Below are 13987 nucleotides of genomic sequence, written 5' to 3' on the forward strand. Positions count from 1 at the left end.
CCGGTTCTGCGCCCACATGCGGCATGCTAGGACGGATGGTCATCGACGGGGTGGACGTACCGGAGGACGGGCCCGCGAGCGATCACGCGGCCGACCTCCTCGTTCGCATTGCCGACGGCGACCAGCAGGCGTTCGCGGGGCTCTACGACATGCTGTCGTCCCGCGTGTTCGGACTCATCCTCCGGGTACTCGGCGATCGATCGCAGAGCGAAGAAGTGCTGCAGGAGGTCTTCCTCGAGGTGTGGCAATCCGCATCCAAGTTCGCTCCGAATAAGGGGCAAGGACGATCGTGGGTGCTGACGATCGCGCACCGTCGAGCCGTCGACAGGGTGCGGTCCGCGCAGTCGGGCCGAGACCGCGACGTGCGCGTGGGGATGCGAGAGCTCAACACCCCGGTCGAATCGGTCGCCGAGGCGGTCGAACTGCGGATCGAGGGGAGGCGCGTGGCGCAGGCCCTCACCGTGTTGCCGGAGGCGCAGCGTGAAGCGCTCACGCTCGCGTATTACGGCGGTTACAGCCAGAGTGAGATAGCGGCGCTCGTGGGAGCACCACTGGGGACGATCAAGACGAGAATGCGCGACGGACTGCGTCGCCTGCGCACCGAAATGGGGGTGACATCGTGAACGAAGAGGAATTCCGCGTGCTCTCAGCCGGATTCGCGCTCGGTTCGTTGTCGCCCGACGATGCACAGACGTTCCGCATCGCGAGGGAGCAGCATCCCGAGTGGGAGCGGAACGTCGAGATCGACCTCGACACTGCGGGGCGCCTGGGCGATGCCGTCGTCGAGCAGACCCCTCCGCCGGCCGTCCGAGACCGTCTGCTCGCCGCGATCGGTGACCTCCCGCAGGAAGCGAACCGGGACGCTCCCGAGCCTGCGCAGTCCGCACCGCCCACCCGTAGGTGGCGGCGCATCGCCTTCGCGCTCGCCGCCTCGCTCGCGCTGCTCGTCGGCATCGGTTGGGGCGCCGGCACCCTCATCGACCGGTTGGCGGCAGACCCCGCCATGACCGCCCTGACGGCGATCGAAGCCTCCGATGACGCGCGAGAAGCGACCGTCGACATGGGAGACGGTGAGGCGACCCTGCACTGGTCGGAGTCCGTGGGCGACGCCGTCCTCGTCACGGACGGGCTGCCCGTGCTCCGCGACGATCAGACGTTCGAACTGTGGTTCGTCCGCGACGGTGCCGCGATTTCCGCGGGTACGTTCGCGGCGCGGGACGGTGCGGCGACCGCGCTGCTGGAGGGCGAGATGCACGCCGGAGACCTCATCGCCGTCACGGTCGAGCCGGCCGGCGGTGCTCCCGACGGCGTCCCGACGAGCGATCCGATCATGGCGATCGAGACCGCCTGAGCGACCTGCGCAGACTGTCGGAACGCGCTGCCGAGCCTGCCTGAGCGCGCTGCGCTCCCGCATCCCTCTCGGATGGGGCATGCTGGATGGCGTCCCGCGACGAGGAGGAACCCGTGGACGAGACTCCGGCACGCCCGACGGAACCAGCGCCGTCGACCGAGGCGCTGCAGACCATCCAGCACCGCAACTGGACCCGCAACATCGCGATCGCGGTCGTGTCCGCGATCGTGCTGATCGGACTGGGATGGGGTGCGGGCATGATCGCGAATCAGTTCGCGACGCCCGAATCCGAGGTGGCGCTGGCCGAGATCCAGGCGGCATCGGATGCCAGGGAGCAGCCCGCCGAGACCCAGGGCGGCCCCGAGGGCACGGTGTACTGGTCCGAGTCGCTCGACCGGGCCGTGCTGACCGTGAAGGGGCTTCCGGAACTCGGCGACGGCGAGGAGTTCGCGGCCTGGTACTTCACGGAGGAGACGCCCCGCCAGGTCGGCGCCTTCAAGACCGCGTCAGGCGCCGAAGCGGGCTCCGCCACCGTCGAACTCGACGCCGTCTGGCAGGAGGGCGATGTGCTGCAGGTGACGACCGAGGCGTCCGCCGGCCTGTCGTCAGGTGCGCCCGAGGGGGAGGTGCTCATCTCGATCGACAGCGCGACCGGCGAGGACGAGCCCGCCGAGGAAGATACCCTGGACGGGTGAGCTCAGCATCCCGGGACTTCCACAAGCCGGTCCGGCGCCCGGGCGAGACGTTCGATCGGGCGTTCGCCGCAGAGGATCCCGCCGAGGTTTCGCGAGTCGCGCACGCGACGGCATCCGCCCTGCTCACGCGCGTTCGCACGGAGCCGTCGGATGACGTGCTCGAACGCCTGGTCGGCTTCACCGATGCCCACGGCATCGACACGATCGCCGAACTGTGGTCGCGATCCCCGGCGCGGTCGCTGCCGGGCGCGCTGTGGCGGCTGTACCTGCTGCAACTGATGATCCACGACGATGCACGTACCTCCGCCCTGCTGTACGAGCGGGGCAGGGACGCGGTCGCATCGGCCGATGACCTGGTAGCCGGCGCGCCGAATCCGGCGGGCCCGGACGAACTGGTGCAGCTGATCGACACGATCCTGCGGGGTGTCTTCGAGGGGGACTTCGCGGTCGCGCTGGATCGTGCGGCATCCTTCTGCCGTGTGCAGGCATCGGGCGCCGCCGACCTCGCCGACGACTACGACGACACCGAACCCGAGCGCGCGAGCGTGCTGACCACACGCGCCCTGCGGTTGTCGACCTACGCAGAAGACCTCTCGGCGTGCGCGGGCCTCTGGCGCCGCGACGCACTGGCCTGATCGGTCACCTGCGCGGGCTCGCTGCAATACTCGCGGCAAAGAAAGTGCCGGGCCGCAGAAACGCCTCTCGGCGCGAGGCCGCTCGCAGCGGCAGAAGTTGGAGCCCGGGGTTTGCTGCGGCCCGGCACGCTCAAGTCTAACGGAGCCCGCCGCGGCGGTATTCCCGGCGTAGGCTCTGCTCATGGCTTGGCGTTTCGCGCTCATGATCGATCCCGTGGCAGTCGAAGACGACCGCACCGACTTCGCCGACACCTTCACGGTGATCGACCCGTCCGCGCCCGCGTTGACCGTCGGAGAGCTCAGCACGCAGCGCGGCGACGGCATCTTCGAATCGATCGGCGTCGTCGACGGGCACCCGCAGGAGGTGCAGGCGCACCTTGAACGCCTCGCGCACTCCGCGAAACTGTGCGACCTGCCGACCCCGCACCTGGAGCAGTGGCGGCAGGCGGTCACCGACGCAGCCGCAGCATGCGGCGCCGGCGAGGCGGTCATCAAGCTCATCCTGAGTCGAGGCGTCGAGCATGGCCCCGCCCCGACGGCATGGGTCACGGCCGCTGAAGCGTCCGACTTCGCGGCTGCGCGGCGTGACGGCATCCGTGTCGTCACACTCGACCGCGGCTACGCGATCGACGTGCCCGCGAGGGCGCCGTGGCTGCTGCTGGGCGCGAAGACGCTCTCGTACGCCGTGAACATGGCAGCGATCCGCGAAGCGAAGTCTCGGGGCGCCGACGATGCGGTCTTCGTCTCGAGCGACGGGTTCGTGCTCGAGGCGCCGACGGCGTCGCTCATCCTGCGGCGCGGCGACACGTTCGTCACGCCGGCGCCGAACGGCGGCATCTTGCACGGCACGACGCAGTTGAGTCTGTTCGACCACCTCGAGTCGCGCGGCTTCGAGGTGGCGTACGATACGATTCCGGCATCCGACCTGTCTGCGGTCGACGGAGCCTGGCTCGTCTCGTCCGTCCGCCTGGCGGCGCCGGTCGTCGCGATCGACGCGAACGAGATCCCGATGGATGCCGCGTTCACCGCTTCGCTCAACGACTACCTGCTGAGTCCGCGCGACTGACTCGAACGAGACGACGGACCTGTCGCCCGCCGTGCACAACTGCGGGGATCTTCGGCGGCACGCCGGATACCCGGCCGCCGCCGCGGGGTGTCAGCCAGAATCCCCGCAGTTGTGCACGCGCGGGACGTGGCGTGGATGCGAGCGAGCGCCGTGCGGTCAGTCTTGGAGTGCGGCGAGGATGGCTGCTTCGACCGCGGGCCAGTCGTGCAGGACCAGGGCGTAGTCGATCAGCGCGTCGACGCAGCCGACACCGAACACGTCGACCTGTGTGCGCACCGTGAGGCCGTATCGGCGCAGCCGCCAGCGCAGAAGGGATTCGAGTCCGCTGTCCGCATCGTCTCTCGCGAACCCGATGGCGTCGCGACCCTCCTCGTTGACGTGGTGCTCGAGCCATCGGCGCGCCGCGGTCGTCAGCATCCCCTGGCGCAGCGCTGACTCCAGGGCGACGAAGAACGCTTCCACGCCATCGCAGACCAGAATCTGCCGAAGCACCCGTGGTACGTCCGGCTGGGTGAGACGCGGCAGGTCGGATGCATCCCAGTGCTCGACGCATCGGCATCCAGGATGCGCGTATCGGTACCCTCCGCCGCGCATCCAGACGTGCGTACGCTCATCGCCGAGCACCCACAGGCCGAGATGGCGCGCGGCGGACGTGCACGCGAGCACGCCTCCGTGCATCGCGGCAGCACGCAGGTCTTCGCACGCGCCTTCAGCGACATAGACGCCGCGCCGCGCCCTGACGAGGCTCCCCGCGGCGAGTTCGTCAGCCAGGCGGCGGCGTGACAATCCGGATGCACGCAGCGGGCCGATCTGTCGTGGCTGCCGCGGCAGGAAGACATTGTGCTCGCGCTGCCCGAGGGGGGCGCGGGCGTGGTGGTGCTGTACGAGGACGGGCACCTGCTCGAGTTCGCCGCCGCGCACCCCGCAGAGCTCGAGAGGGCGCTCGCGGGACTCACCACCGTGACCGTCGACGACGAGGCGGGCACTGTTGCGACGCTGATTGACGAGTCGCAGGCGCGGGCCGCCGCGAGTATCGCGATCGACCCGGCGCTCGAGGCGGGCCTCGCGCTCATCAAGCTGCGCATCGGTGTGGGTCGCGACCGCCGCGGCGAGGTGGTCAGCGGCGGACTGTTCGTGCGCACCTGGGCGCTGCAGCACCTGGTGCGGGCGTTGCGCGGTCGGCTGCTCGACCCCGATGAGCCGCTGCGCGACATCCTCGAGCCGACTCGGCGCCTCGAGCGCGTGCTGCCGGGGCCGGCGGCGGCGCTCGCCGAGGCGGTCGCGCAGCCGGTCGAGCCAGCGGCGCGAGCCCTGTTCGCGCTGATGCGCCGCGAGCTTGAGCCGGGCTGGCCCGAGTTTCCGAGCAGGGCCGCTGACGTCATCGCCGCCCGCTTCGGGTGGTGAGGGGAGAGCGCCGCGGCCCGGGGCAGGTCGCGGCGCTCTCGCGCTCGGCTAGTTGGTCGTAGTCGGCTGCTTGTCGCCCGCGGGGGCGCCGTCGCCGTCGTCGGCTGCCGCGGCCCGCGCCCGGGCCTTTGCCTCGCGACCGCGTCGTCCCCACACCGGCTCGGCACTCGCAAGCTCCTCCGGGGTCGCCTGGCGGAACGGCGGGGCACCTTCGAGCTCGATCGCGTGGCGCTCCTGCCCGCGGGTGGCCCGCAGGCTCGCGACGATCGACACGGTGATGATGACGGCAACGACCGCGAGCGACACCGAGGTCGGGATCTTGTAGACGTCGAGCAGCAGCATCTTAATGCCGACCCAGATGAGCACGAACGCGAGGCCCAGCTTCAGGTAGGTGAAGCGGTGAATCAGGTCGGCGAGCAGGAAGTACATGGCGCGCAGGCCGAGGATCGCGAAGGCGTTGGCCGTGAACACGATGAACGGTTCGCTGGTCACACCGAAGATGGCGGGAATCGAGTCGACGGCGAAGATGATGTCGGTGATCTCGACGAGCACGAGCACCGCCAGCAGCGGGGTGGCGACGATGATGCCGGCGCGGCGGATGAGGAACTTCTGCCCGTGGTACGCGTCAGTCATCGGCACGAAGCGGCGGAAGGTCTTCAGCACCTTCGAGTTCTCGACGTCGATGTGCTCGTTGCGGGTGCGGATCATCCGGTAGCCCGTGTAGAGCAGGAACGCGGCGAACAGGTAGAGAATCCACGAGAACTGGTCGATCAGCACGGCGCCGGCGGCGATGAAGATGCCGCGAAAGACGAGCGCGCCGAGCACGCCGAGAAACAGCACGCGGTGCTGCAGCTCGCGCGGCACGGCGAAGAAGCTGAAAATGATCGCCCAGACGAAGACGTTGTCGACGGCGAGCGACTTCTCGATGAGGTAGCCGGCGTAATACTGCTGGCCGATCTCGGCGCCGTAGGTCGCCCACAGCCACGCGCCGAAGCCGACGCCGAGCGCGACCCAGACGGCCGACCAGGCGGCGGCCTCCTTCACGCTGATGACGTGCGCCTTGCGGTGCGCGACGAGGTCGATGGCGAGCATCACGAGGATGCCGCTGATCACGGCGAGCCAGAGCCACAGAGGTGCGTCCATGGGGGATCTCCTGATTGGTCGAAATCAGGAGGTCTCTCCCAGACCGGCCTTTGGCCGATCCCGCGTCACCGGAGCCGATGGCGGCTCGTCATGACGATGACGCGCGGGTGTGGGGGTACTCCCCTCCGTGAATGAGTGAAACAGATCTCATACGTTCCGCACAAATCGAATTGAGGATACGCGCGGAGATTCCCAGCTACGCGCCTGCGAAAGCCGACGGGCGTGCACAACTCCGGGGATTCTCGATGACACGCCATGGATGCCGGCCACCTTCCGGCGCGTCGACCAAAATCCCCGCAGCTGTGCTCGCACGAGAAGCGCCAGAAGCGGGAGGGGCGAGAGGGGCGAGAGGGGCGGCGCTCGTTCGAACTCAGCCGAAGCGGCCGGAGACGTAGTCTTCGGTGGCCCGCACCGACGGGGTCGTGAAGATCGTCTTCGTGTCGTCGAACTCGATGAGCTTGCCGGGCTTTCCGGTGCCGGCGATGTTGAAGAAGGCCGTGCGGTCGGACACGCGCGATGCCTGCTGCATGTTGTGGGTCACGATGACGATCGTGTAGTCCTGCTTCAGCTCTTCGATCAGCTCTTCGATCGCGTACGTCGAGATCGGGTCGAGGGCCGAGCAGGGCTCATCCATCAGCAACACCTGCGGCGAGACCGCGATCGCACGCGCGATGCACAGGCGCTGCTGCTGCCCGCCCGAGAGTCCGGAGCCGGGCTTGTCGAGACGGTCCTTGACCTCGTTCCACAGGTTCGCGCCTCGCAGTGAACGCTCGACCAGCGCATCGGCATCGGACTTGGAGATCTTCTTGTTGTTCAGGCGGACGCCGGCGAGCACGTTCTCCTTGATCGACATCGTCGGGAACGGATTGGGGCGCTGGAAGACCATGCCGACCTGACTGCGAACCAGCACGGGATCCACACCGGCGCCGTACAGGTTCTCGCCGTCGAGCAGTACCTCACCCTGCACGTACGCACCCGGAATCACCTCGTGCATGCGGTTCAGCGTGCGCAGGAAGGTCGACTTTCCGCAGCCGGACGGGCCGATGAACGCCGTCACGCTGCGGGGCTCGATCTGGAGCGAAACGCCTTCGACGGCGAGGAAGTCGCCGTAGTAGACGTGGAGGTCGTTGACTTCGATGCTCTTGGACATCTGGTGTTCCTTCGGGTTCTGCGGAAAGCGTTTGCGAGCCGGTTCAGCGGCCCGTCTTGGGGGCGAAGACCTTCGCGATGATTCTCGCGACGAGGTTCAGCACCATGACGATGAGGATGAGGACGAGTGCGCCGGCCCAGGCGCGGTCGACGTAGGCGGATGCGGGGATGCCCTGGTTCATGTACTGGGAGTAAACGAAAACGGGCAGTGAGGCCATGCGCCCCTCGAACAGGTTGTAGTTCATCGAGGTCGCGACACCTGCGGTGATCAGCAGGGGCGCCGTTTCGCCGATCACACGTGCGATCGAGAGCATGACGCCGGTCGTGATGCCGGCGATCGAGGTGGGCAACACGACCTTGGCGATGGTGCGCCACTTGGGGACGCCCAGTGCGTACGCCGCCTCGCGCAACTCGTTCGGGACCAGCCGCAGCATCTCTTCGGTGGACCGCACCACGACCGGGATCATGAGCACGGAGAGTGCCACTGCGCCCATGATGCCCATCCGGGCCCCCGGGCCGAAGAAGAGCGCGAACAGCGCGAACGCGAACAGTCCGGCAACGATAGAGGGGATGCCGGTCATGACGTCCACGAGGAACGTGATGCCCCGGGCGATGCGGTTGCCGTTGCCGTACTCGATCAGGTAGATCGCAGTGAAGATCCCGATCGGGATGGAGATGATGGCGGCTGCGAGGGTGATCAGCAGCGTGCCCGTGATGGCGTGGAGCGCGCCGCCGCCCTCGCCGACGACGTTGCGCATCGAGTGGGAGAAGAACTCCGCCGAGATACCGGCGACGCCGTTCGACACCACCGTGATGGCCACCGACACCAGCGGAACCATCGCGATCGCGAAGGCGATCGCGACGACACCGGTGACGAGCCGGTCAGTGGCCTTGCGGCCGCCCTCGACGATGCGTGAGATCACCGTGATCAGCACGAGGTAGAGCGCACCGGTCACAACGGCCCAGCCGCCGGGGTTGAACGCGGCACCCGCGGAGACCGCGACGAGCGCGAACAGCAGAGCCGAGACCACTGCGGAGCCGCCGAGGAGGGCCCACGGCGCCCAGCCGGGCAGGCGTCCGCTCGTCAGTCGCTGCGCCTGGCGCTTCGCCGAAGGCGAGGGAGCGATCGTGGCAGTCATCAGTTGGCTCCCGAGAATTCCTTGCGGCGGCTGACGATCCAGCGTGCGACCGCGTTTACCGCGAAGGTCACGACGAACAGGATGAGACCGGTCGCGATGAGGACGTTGATGTTGGTGCCGTACGCCTCAGGGAAGGTGAGGGCGATGTTGGCCGGGATCGTGCTCGGGTTCTCGGGCGTGAACAGGCGCAGTGTCACGACGCCGGTGGCCGACAGCACCATGGCGACTGCCATGGTCTCGCCGAGGGCGCGACCGAGGCCCAGCATCGATGCGGACACGATGCCGGAACGACCGAAGGGGAAGACGGCCATCCGGATCATTTCCCAGCGGGTCGCGCCCAGCGCAAGGGCTGCTTCTTCGTGGAGGCGCGGTGTCTGCAGGAAGATCTCGCGACAGATGGCGGTGATGATCGGAACGATCATGACCGCGAGGACCATCGCCGCCGTGAAGATGGTGCGGCCGGTCGAAGAGACGGGGCCCGCGAAGAGCGGGAACCAGCCGGCGTGCTCGACGAACCACGAGTAGACGGGCTGAACGGCAGGGGCAAGCACGAGAATGCCCCACAGACCGAAGACGACCGACGGGACCGCTGCAAGCAGGTCGACGATGTAGCCGAGGCCCTGGGCGAGCCGGCGCGGCGCGTAGTGCGAGATGAACAGCGCGACGCTCACGGAGAGCGGCACCGCCATCAGCAGCGCGAGGAACGACGCCCAGATCGTGCCGAACGCGAGAGGCCACACGTAGTCCCAGAAGTTGGACGACAGCAGCGATGCGGTCTCACTCGTCGCACCCAGGCCAGGAATGGACTGGACGACCAGGAAGATGGCGACGGCGGCGAGCGTCACGAGGATCATGGTCCCGGCCGCCAGCGCGGTACCGGAGAACCACTTGTCCCCCAGGCGCTGTGGGGGCTTGGCGGCCTGCTCGGCCTTCGGGGCCGACGTGGTCGTGGTGGTCATGCGTCCCTGATTTCGTGTGGATGATGCAGAGGCCGCCCGGCGCGACTCGAGGGTCGCGCCGGGCGGCGTGGGGTCACTCTGCGACGATGAGCTCGATCGCGGCGTTGACCTTCTCGCGCAGCGTGTCCGAGATCGGCGCGTTGCCGGCCGCGGCGGCGGCGGCGTCCTGGCCTTCGGCGCTGGCGATGTACTCGAGGTAGCCCTTGACGATGGGGGCAACCGATGCGTCCTGGTACTCCTCGCAGGCGATCATGTAGCTCACGAGGACGATGGGGTAGACGCCGGACTCGGTCGAGGTGCGGTCGAGCTCGATGGCGAGGTCACCCTCGCCGCGGCCCTCTTCGAATGCCGAGGCGTCCACGATCGCCGCTGCGGCCTCGGGCGAGTACGACACGAACTCCTCACCGACCTGGATGGCGGCGGTCGACAGGCCCTCCTCGGCGGCGCGCGACGCGTCGGCGTAGCCGATCGTGCCGTTGCCACCGGAGACGGCCGAGACGACCCCCGACGTGCCCTGTGCAGCCTCGCCGCTGGAGAACGGCCAGACGCCGTCGGGCTCACTCGTCCATGCGTCAGGCGCTGCCTGGAACAGGTAGTCGGTGAAGTTCTCGGTGGTGCCGGAGTCGTCGGCGCGGTGGACCGGGTTCACGGCCAGGTCCGGCAGCTCGACGCCCTCGTTCAGCGCGGCGATCGCCGGGTCGTTCCAGTTGGCGATCTCGCCGGCGAACAGCTTCGCGAGCGTGTCGGCGTCGAGGTTGAGCGAGTCGACGCCCTCGATGTTGAAGATGACCGCGATCGGCGAGATGTAGGTCGGCAGCTCGATGATGCCCGAGCCCTCGACGCAGCCGGCGAACCCGGCCTCGAGCTCTTCGGTCTTGAAGGCGCGGTCAGAGCCCGCGAAGGCGACGGCACCGGCCTGGAAGGACTCGCGGCCCGCGCCGGAGCCGGCCGGGTCGTAGGCGATGGTGACGCCGGAGTTGGCGGTCTGGAAGCCGGCAGTCCATGCCTGCACGGCCACTTCCTGCGACGAGGCGCCGGAGCCGGCGATCTCACCGGACAGCGTCTCGGTCGTGTCCGTGGCGGGGTCGGTGTTCGTGTTGCCGGTGGGCTCATTCGCGGCGCAAGCGGTGAGGGCGAGCGCAGCGACGGCGGTGACAGCGCCCAACTGGGCGATGCGGGTGAGCTTCACGTGAATTCCTTCGGGTGTCAGGGTCATGCCCTTGGTGCAGGGCTCGCCATGACGGTAGACATCGACTCTTACCAGAGTGCGCTGTCCGGGTGAACGGAAGGTGAACGGCTTCGATCCCGCTGGGGCGGCGTTGATCGGTCAGATCTTGGGTTCGTGGGTCTCGATCGACACGATCCCCGAACCGGGGTTGGTGGCCGACAGGTGCACCACAGAGAAGGCGCCGACGGGCAGGGCGGACGCGCTGCCGAGGTATGACCCGCGCATCGTGCCGGTGGCGAGCGCCAGCTCGGCGAGGATGTCGGGCAGCACCGGTCCGTGGCTGCACAGCACGGCGGGTTTGCGTGCCCGCACGCGCTTGCCGACGATGGCGCGCACGTCGCCGTCGCCTGCCTCCCACGCGTCCTGGCCCAGGTGTGGCGTGCGGGTGAGGCTGCGCCCCTGCGCCGCCGCGAACGGGGTGACGGTGGTGACGCATCGGACGGCGTCGCTCGTGATGATCTTTCGCACCCCGAACGCCTGCAGTGGGCCGACGAGTGCGGCGGCCTGCTTCGTGCCGCGCCCGGTGAGGGGGCGCGCGGCGTCTTCGCCGTCCCAGTCCTCGCGCGCGGTCGCTTTGGCGTGCCGCAGGACGACGATGGGGAACGTCTCGAGCACACCGTCGTCGACGAGGCGCAGGAACGCGTCGAGGATCTCGACGTCCACCGGATAGCTCAACTGCGCGCGTGCCTTCTTGGCGGTCATCCACTCCAGCGCCGCGATCTCTTTGTTGGGCACGAACGCCGACGCGCGGATCGCATCGTCGGTCGCTTCGACGGCCCAGTAGTGGACGATCTTCTGCTTCTTGCCCGGCAGACGATACCGCGAGACGCCCACCGGCACGCCCAGCGCGCCCCGGATGCCGGTCTCTTCGAAGATCTCCCGCACGGCCGTCTCGGCGAGCGTCTCACCCGGGTCGACCTTTCCCTTGGGCAGGGTGACGTCGGCATAGGCGGTGCGGTGGATGGCGAGGATGTGCAGCTTTCCCTCGACCATGCGCCAGACGACGCCGCCCGCGGCGTAGACGGCGGTGTCGGTCATCGCACCGCCCGCGCCCGACGGCGCCGCTGCACCGCGTTCATCGTCTTCTCCTGGATGTCGACGAGTGCCTTGCCTGCGGCATCCGTGCTGTGACGGGTCCACTCGCCCTCGGCGCCGAGGCGCCATGAACTCGTGTCGTCGCTCATCGCGAGGTCGAAGAGGTCCAGCAGTTCCTTTTTGTGCACGGGATCGCTCACGCGCACCAGTGCTTCGACGCGGCGGTCGAGGTTGCGGTGCATCATGTCGGCGCTGCCGATGTAGACGTTGGCGTCCTCGTCGGCTCCGAACGCGAAGATGCGCGAGTGCTCGAGGTAGCGCCCGAGAATGGAACGCACCGTGATGTTCTCGCTCACCCCGGGGATGCCGGTCTTCAGTGAGCAGATACCGCGCACCCACACGTCGACCCGGACGCCCGCCTGGCTGGCACGGTACAGCGCATCGATGATCTGCTCGTCGACCATCGAGTTGACCTTGATGCGGATGTGGGCCGGCTTTCCGTCGAGTGCGTGGCGACGCTCGGCGTCGATGTGGCGCAGCAGTCCCTTGCGCAGGTGCAGTGGCGCGACGAGCAGGCGCTTGAACTTCTTCTCGATCGCGTAGCCGCTCAGTTCGTTGAACAGACGGGTGAGGTCGCGCCCAACCTGCTCGTCGGCGGTGAACAGGCCGAAGTCCTCGTAGAGACGGCTGGTCTTGGGGTTGTAGTTGCCGGTGCCGATGTGGCTGTAGCTGCGAAGCATGCCGTCTTCTTCGCGGATCACGTGGAGCAGCTTGCAGTGGGTCTTCAGGCCCACGAGGCCGTACACGACGTGCACACCCGCCTTTTCGAGCTTGCGCGCCCACACGATGTTGGCTGCTTCGTCGAACCGGGCTTTCACCTCGACGAGGGCGAGCACCTGCTTGCCCTTCTCGGCCGCGTCGATGAGCGCTTGCACGATGGGGCTGTCACCGGAGGTGCGGTAGAGGGTCTGCTTGATGGCGAGCACGTGCGGGTCGTTCGCGGCCTGCTCGAGGAACGCCACGACGCTCGTGGTGAACGACTCGTACGGGTGGTGCACGAGCACGTCGTGCTTGCGGATCGCCGCGAACAGGTCGGCGCGACCGTTCTGCTCGGCGGGCTGGAACGCCGGCGCGGTCGACGGCACGTGCGCCGGGTAGTGCAGCTCGGGGCGGTCGATGCGGGCGAGGTCGAACAGGCCGCGCAGGTCGAGCGGGCCGGGGAGGCGGTAGACCTCCTGCTCGGTGATGTCGAGCTCGTCGATGAGCAGCTCGAGCGTCACGTCGTCCATGTCCTCGGTGACCTCGAGGCGGATCGGCGGGCCGAACCGTCGCCGCAGCAGCTCTGCTTCGAGGGCCTGGATGAGGTTCTCGGTCTCGTCCTCCTCGATCACGACGTCCTCGTTGCGGGTGAGCCGGAACGCGTGGTGCTCGAGGATCTCCATGCCGGGGAACAGGTCGCCGAGGTGGTTCGCGATGAGGTATTCCAGCGGCAGGTAACGCGACCGCGCGGCGCCGCCGGGCACCTCGACGAAGCGGGGGAGCATGGGCGGCACTTTGAGGCGGGCGAATTCCTGCCGGCCCGTCTTGGCGTTGCGGATGCGGATCGCGAGGTTCAGCGACAGCCCCGAGATGTAGGGGAAGGGGTGCGCCGGGTCGACCGCGAGCGGCATGAGCACCGGGAACACCTGCGCCTGGAAGTAGTCGTACAGGTCGCTGCGTTCGTCGTCGCTGAGATCGTCCCAGCCGACGACTTCGATGCCGGATTCGGTCATGGCGGGCTTCACCTGGTCAGCCCAGGCGCGCGCGTGACGAAGCTGCAGGCGATGCGCCTCGGTGGAGATGTCGCCGAGGACGTCCAGCGGTGCACGCCCGACGTTCGTGGGGACGGCGAGCCCGGTCACGATGCGACGCTTGAGGCCCGCGACGCGCACCATGAAGAACTCGTCGAGGTTGCTCGCGAAGATGGCCAGGAAGTTGGCCCGCTCGAGCACCGGAAGCGTCTCGTCCTCGGCGAGCTCGAGCACACGCTGGTTGAAGGCGAGCCAGCTCAGCTCGCGATCCTGGTAGCGGTGTTCGGGAAGCTGGGCGTCGGGCGCTTCGACGGCTTCATCGAAGTCGTCGTCGTCCGCGTCGCCCAGACCGGAGTCGATGACATCGGTATCGATCATCCCCTCATCATTGCA

At 68.2% G+C, this 13987-nt stretch carries 14 protein-coding genes; 6 read left to right on the forward strand and 8 right to left on the reverse strand.

Features of this window, described 5'->3' with window-relative positions; translation table 11 throughout:
* Positions 1–23 precede the first annotated feature (23 nt).
* From sigK to AC3ENX_RS01425, 5 genes are all read left to right on the forward strand, one after another.
* The gene (gene sigK / locus AC3ENX_RS01405) at positions 24–623 is read left to right on the forward strand and encodes an ECF RNA polymerase sigma factor SigK (RefSeq protein ID WP_434810057.1); all 600 of its coding nucleotides are present in this window, start codon (positions 24–26) and stop codon (positions 621–623) included.
* Positions 620–1351 (forward strand): anti-sigma factor, encoded by a 732-nt coding sequence (locus AC3ENX_RS01410; protein WP_434810058.1) that lies wholly within the window; start codon positions 620–622, stop codon positions 1349–1351. The genes sigK and AC3ENX_RS01410 overlap by 4 nt, the downstream gene beginning before the upstream one ends.
* Before the next feature lie 113 nt (positions 1352–1464).
* Positions 1465–2046: an anti-sigma factor gene (locus AC3ENX_RS01415; RefSeq protein WP_434810059.1), complete on the forward strand. Its 582-nt coding sequence runs from the start codon at positions 1465–1467 to the stop codon at positions 2044–2046.
* On the forward strand, positions 2043–2681 hold the full coding sequence (locus AC3ENX_RS01420; RefSeq protein WP_434810060.1) for a DNA-directed RNA polymerase subunit beta: 639 nt from the start codon (positions 2043–2045) through the stop codon (positions 2679–2681). The genes AC3ENX_RS01415 and AC3ENX_RS01420 overlap by 4 nt, the downstream gene beginning before the upstream one ends.
* A 181-nt stretch (positions 2682–2862) precedes the next feature.
* Complete coding sequence (locus AC3ENX_RS01425; protein WP_434810061.1) at positions 2863–3747, forward strand: aminodeoxychorismate lyase; 885 nt, start codon at positions 2863–2865, stop codon at positions 3745–3747.
* Positions 3748–3903: 156 nt separating this feature from the next.
* On the opposite strand, the gene AC3ENX_RS01430 is transcribed toward AC3ENX_RS01425, so the two are convergent.
* A complete protein-coding gene (locus tag AC3ENX_RS01430) occupies positions 3904–4644 on the reverse strand; it encodes a hypothetical protein (protein ID WP_488184902.1) in 741 nt (246 codons plus the stop codon).
* On the opposite strand from AC3ENX_RS01430, the gene AC3ENX_RS01435 reads away from it, so the two are divergent.
* Positions 4618–5151, forward strand: coding sequence for a hypothetical protein (locus AC3ENX_RS01435; protein WP_488184903.1), 534 nt, complete (start codon positions 4618–4620; stop codon positions 5149–5151). The two genes, AC3ENX_RS01430 and AC3ENX_RS01435, sit on opposite strands and share 27 nt — an antisense overlap.
* Before the next feature lie 48 nt (positions 5152–5199).
* On the opposite strand, the gene AC3ENX_RS01440 is transcribed toward AC3ENX_RS01435, so the two are convergent.
* From AC3ENX_RS01440 to AC3ENX_RS01470, 7 genes are all read right to left on the reverse strand, one after another.
* Positions 5200–6294 carry a TerC family protein gene (locus AC3ENX_RS01440; RefSeq protein WP_434810064.1) on the reverse strand — a complete coding sequence of 365 codons (1095 nt, stop codon included), beginning with the start codon at positions 6292–6294 and terminating at the stop codon, positions 5200–5202.
* 370 nt (positions 6295–6664) lie between these two features.
* Complete coding sequence (gene pstB / locus AC3ENX_RS01445; protein WP_434810065.1) at positions 6665–7444, reverse strand: phosphate ABC transporter ATP-binding protein PstB; 780 nt, start codon at positions 7442–7444, stop codon at positions 6665–6667.
* A 43-nt stretch (positions 7445–7487) separates the two neighbouring features.
* The gene (gene pstA, locus AC3ENX_RS01450; RefSeq protein ID WP_434810066.1) at positions 7488–8582 is read right to left on the reverse strand and encodes a phosphate ABC transporter permease PstA; all 1095 of its coding nucleotides are present in this window, start codon (positions 8580–8582) and stop codon (positions 7488–7490) included.
* Positions 8582–9541: a phosphate ABC transporter permease subunit PstC gene (gene pstC / locus AC3ENX_RS01455; RefSeq protein ID WP_434810067.1), complete on the reverse strand. Its 960-nt coding sequence runs from the start codon at positions 9539–9541 to the stop codon at positions 8582–8584. The genes pstA and pstC overlap by 1 nt, the downstream gene beginning before the upstream one ends.
* Before the next feature lie 73 nt (positions 9542–9614).
* On the reverse strand, positions 9615–10730 hold the full coding sequence (gene pstS / locus AC3ENX_RS01460) for a phosphate ABC transporter substrate-binding protein PstS (protein ID WP_434810068.1): 1116 nt from the start codon (positions 10728–10730) through the stop codon (positions 9615–9617).
* Between the two features lie 138 nt (positions 10731–10868).
* Entirely contained in the window at positions 10869–11807 is a 939-nt protein-coding gene (locus AC3ENX_RS01465; protein WP_434810069.1) for an NUDIX hydrolase, read from the reverse strand.
* Positions 11804–13972 carry an RNA degradosome polyphosphate kinase gene (locus AC3ENX_RS01470; RefSeq protein WP_434810070.1) on the reverse strand — a complete coding sequence of 723 codons (2169 nt, stop codon included), beginning with the start codon at positions 13970–13972 and terminating at the stop codon, positions 11804–11806. Before AC3ENX_RS01470 ends, AC3ENX_RS01465 begins: the two co-directional genes overlap by 4 nt.
* Positions 13973–13987 lie beyond the last annotated feature (15 nt).

It is taken from the genome of Microbacterium sp. bgisy189 (genome assembly GCF_057707225.1).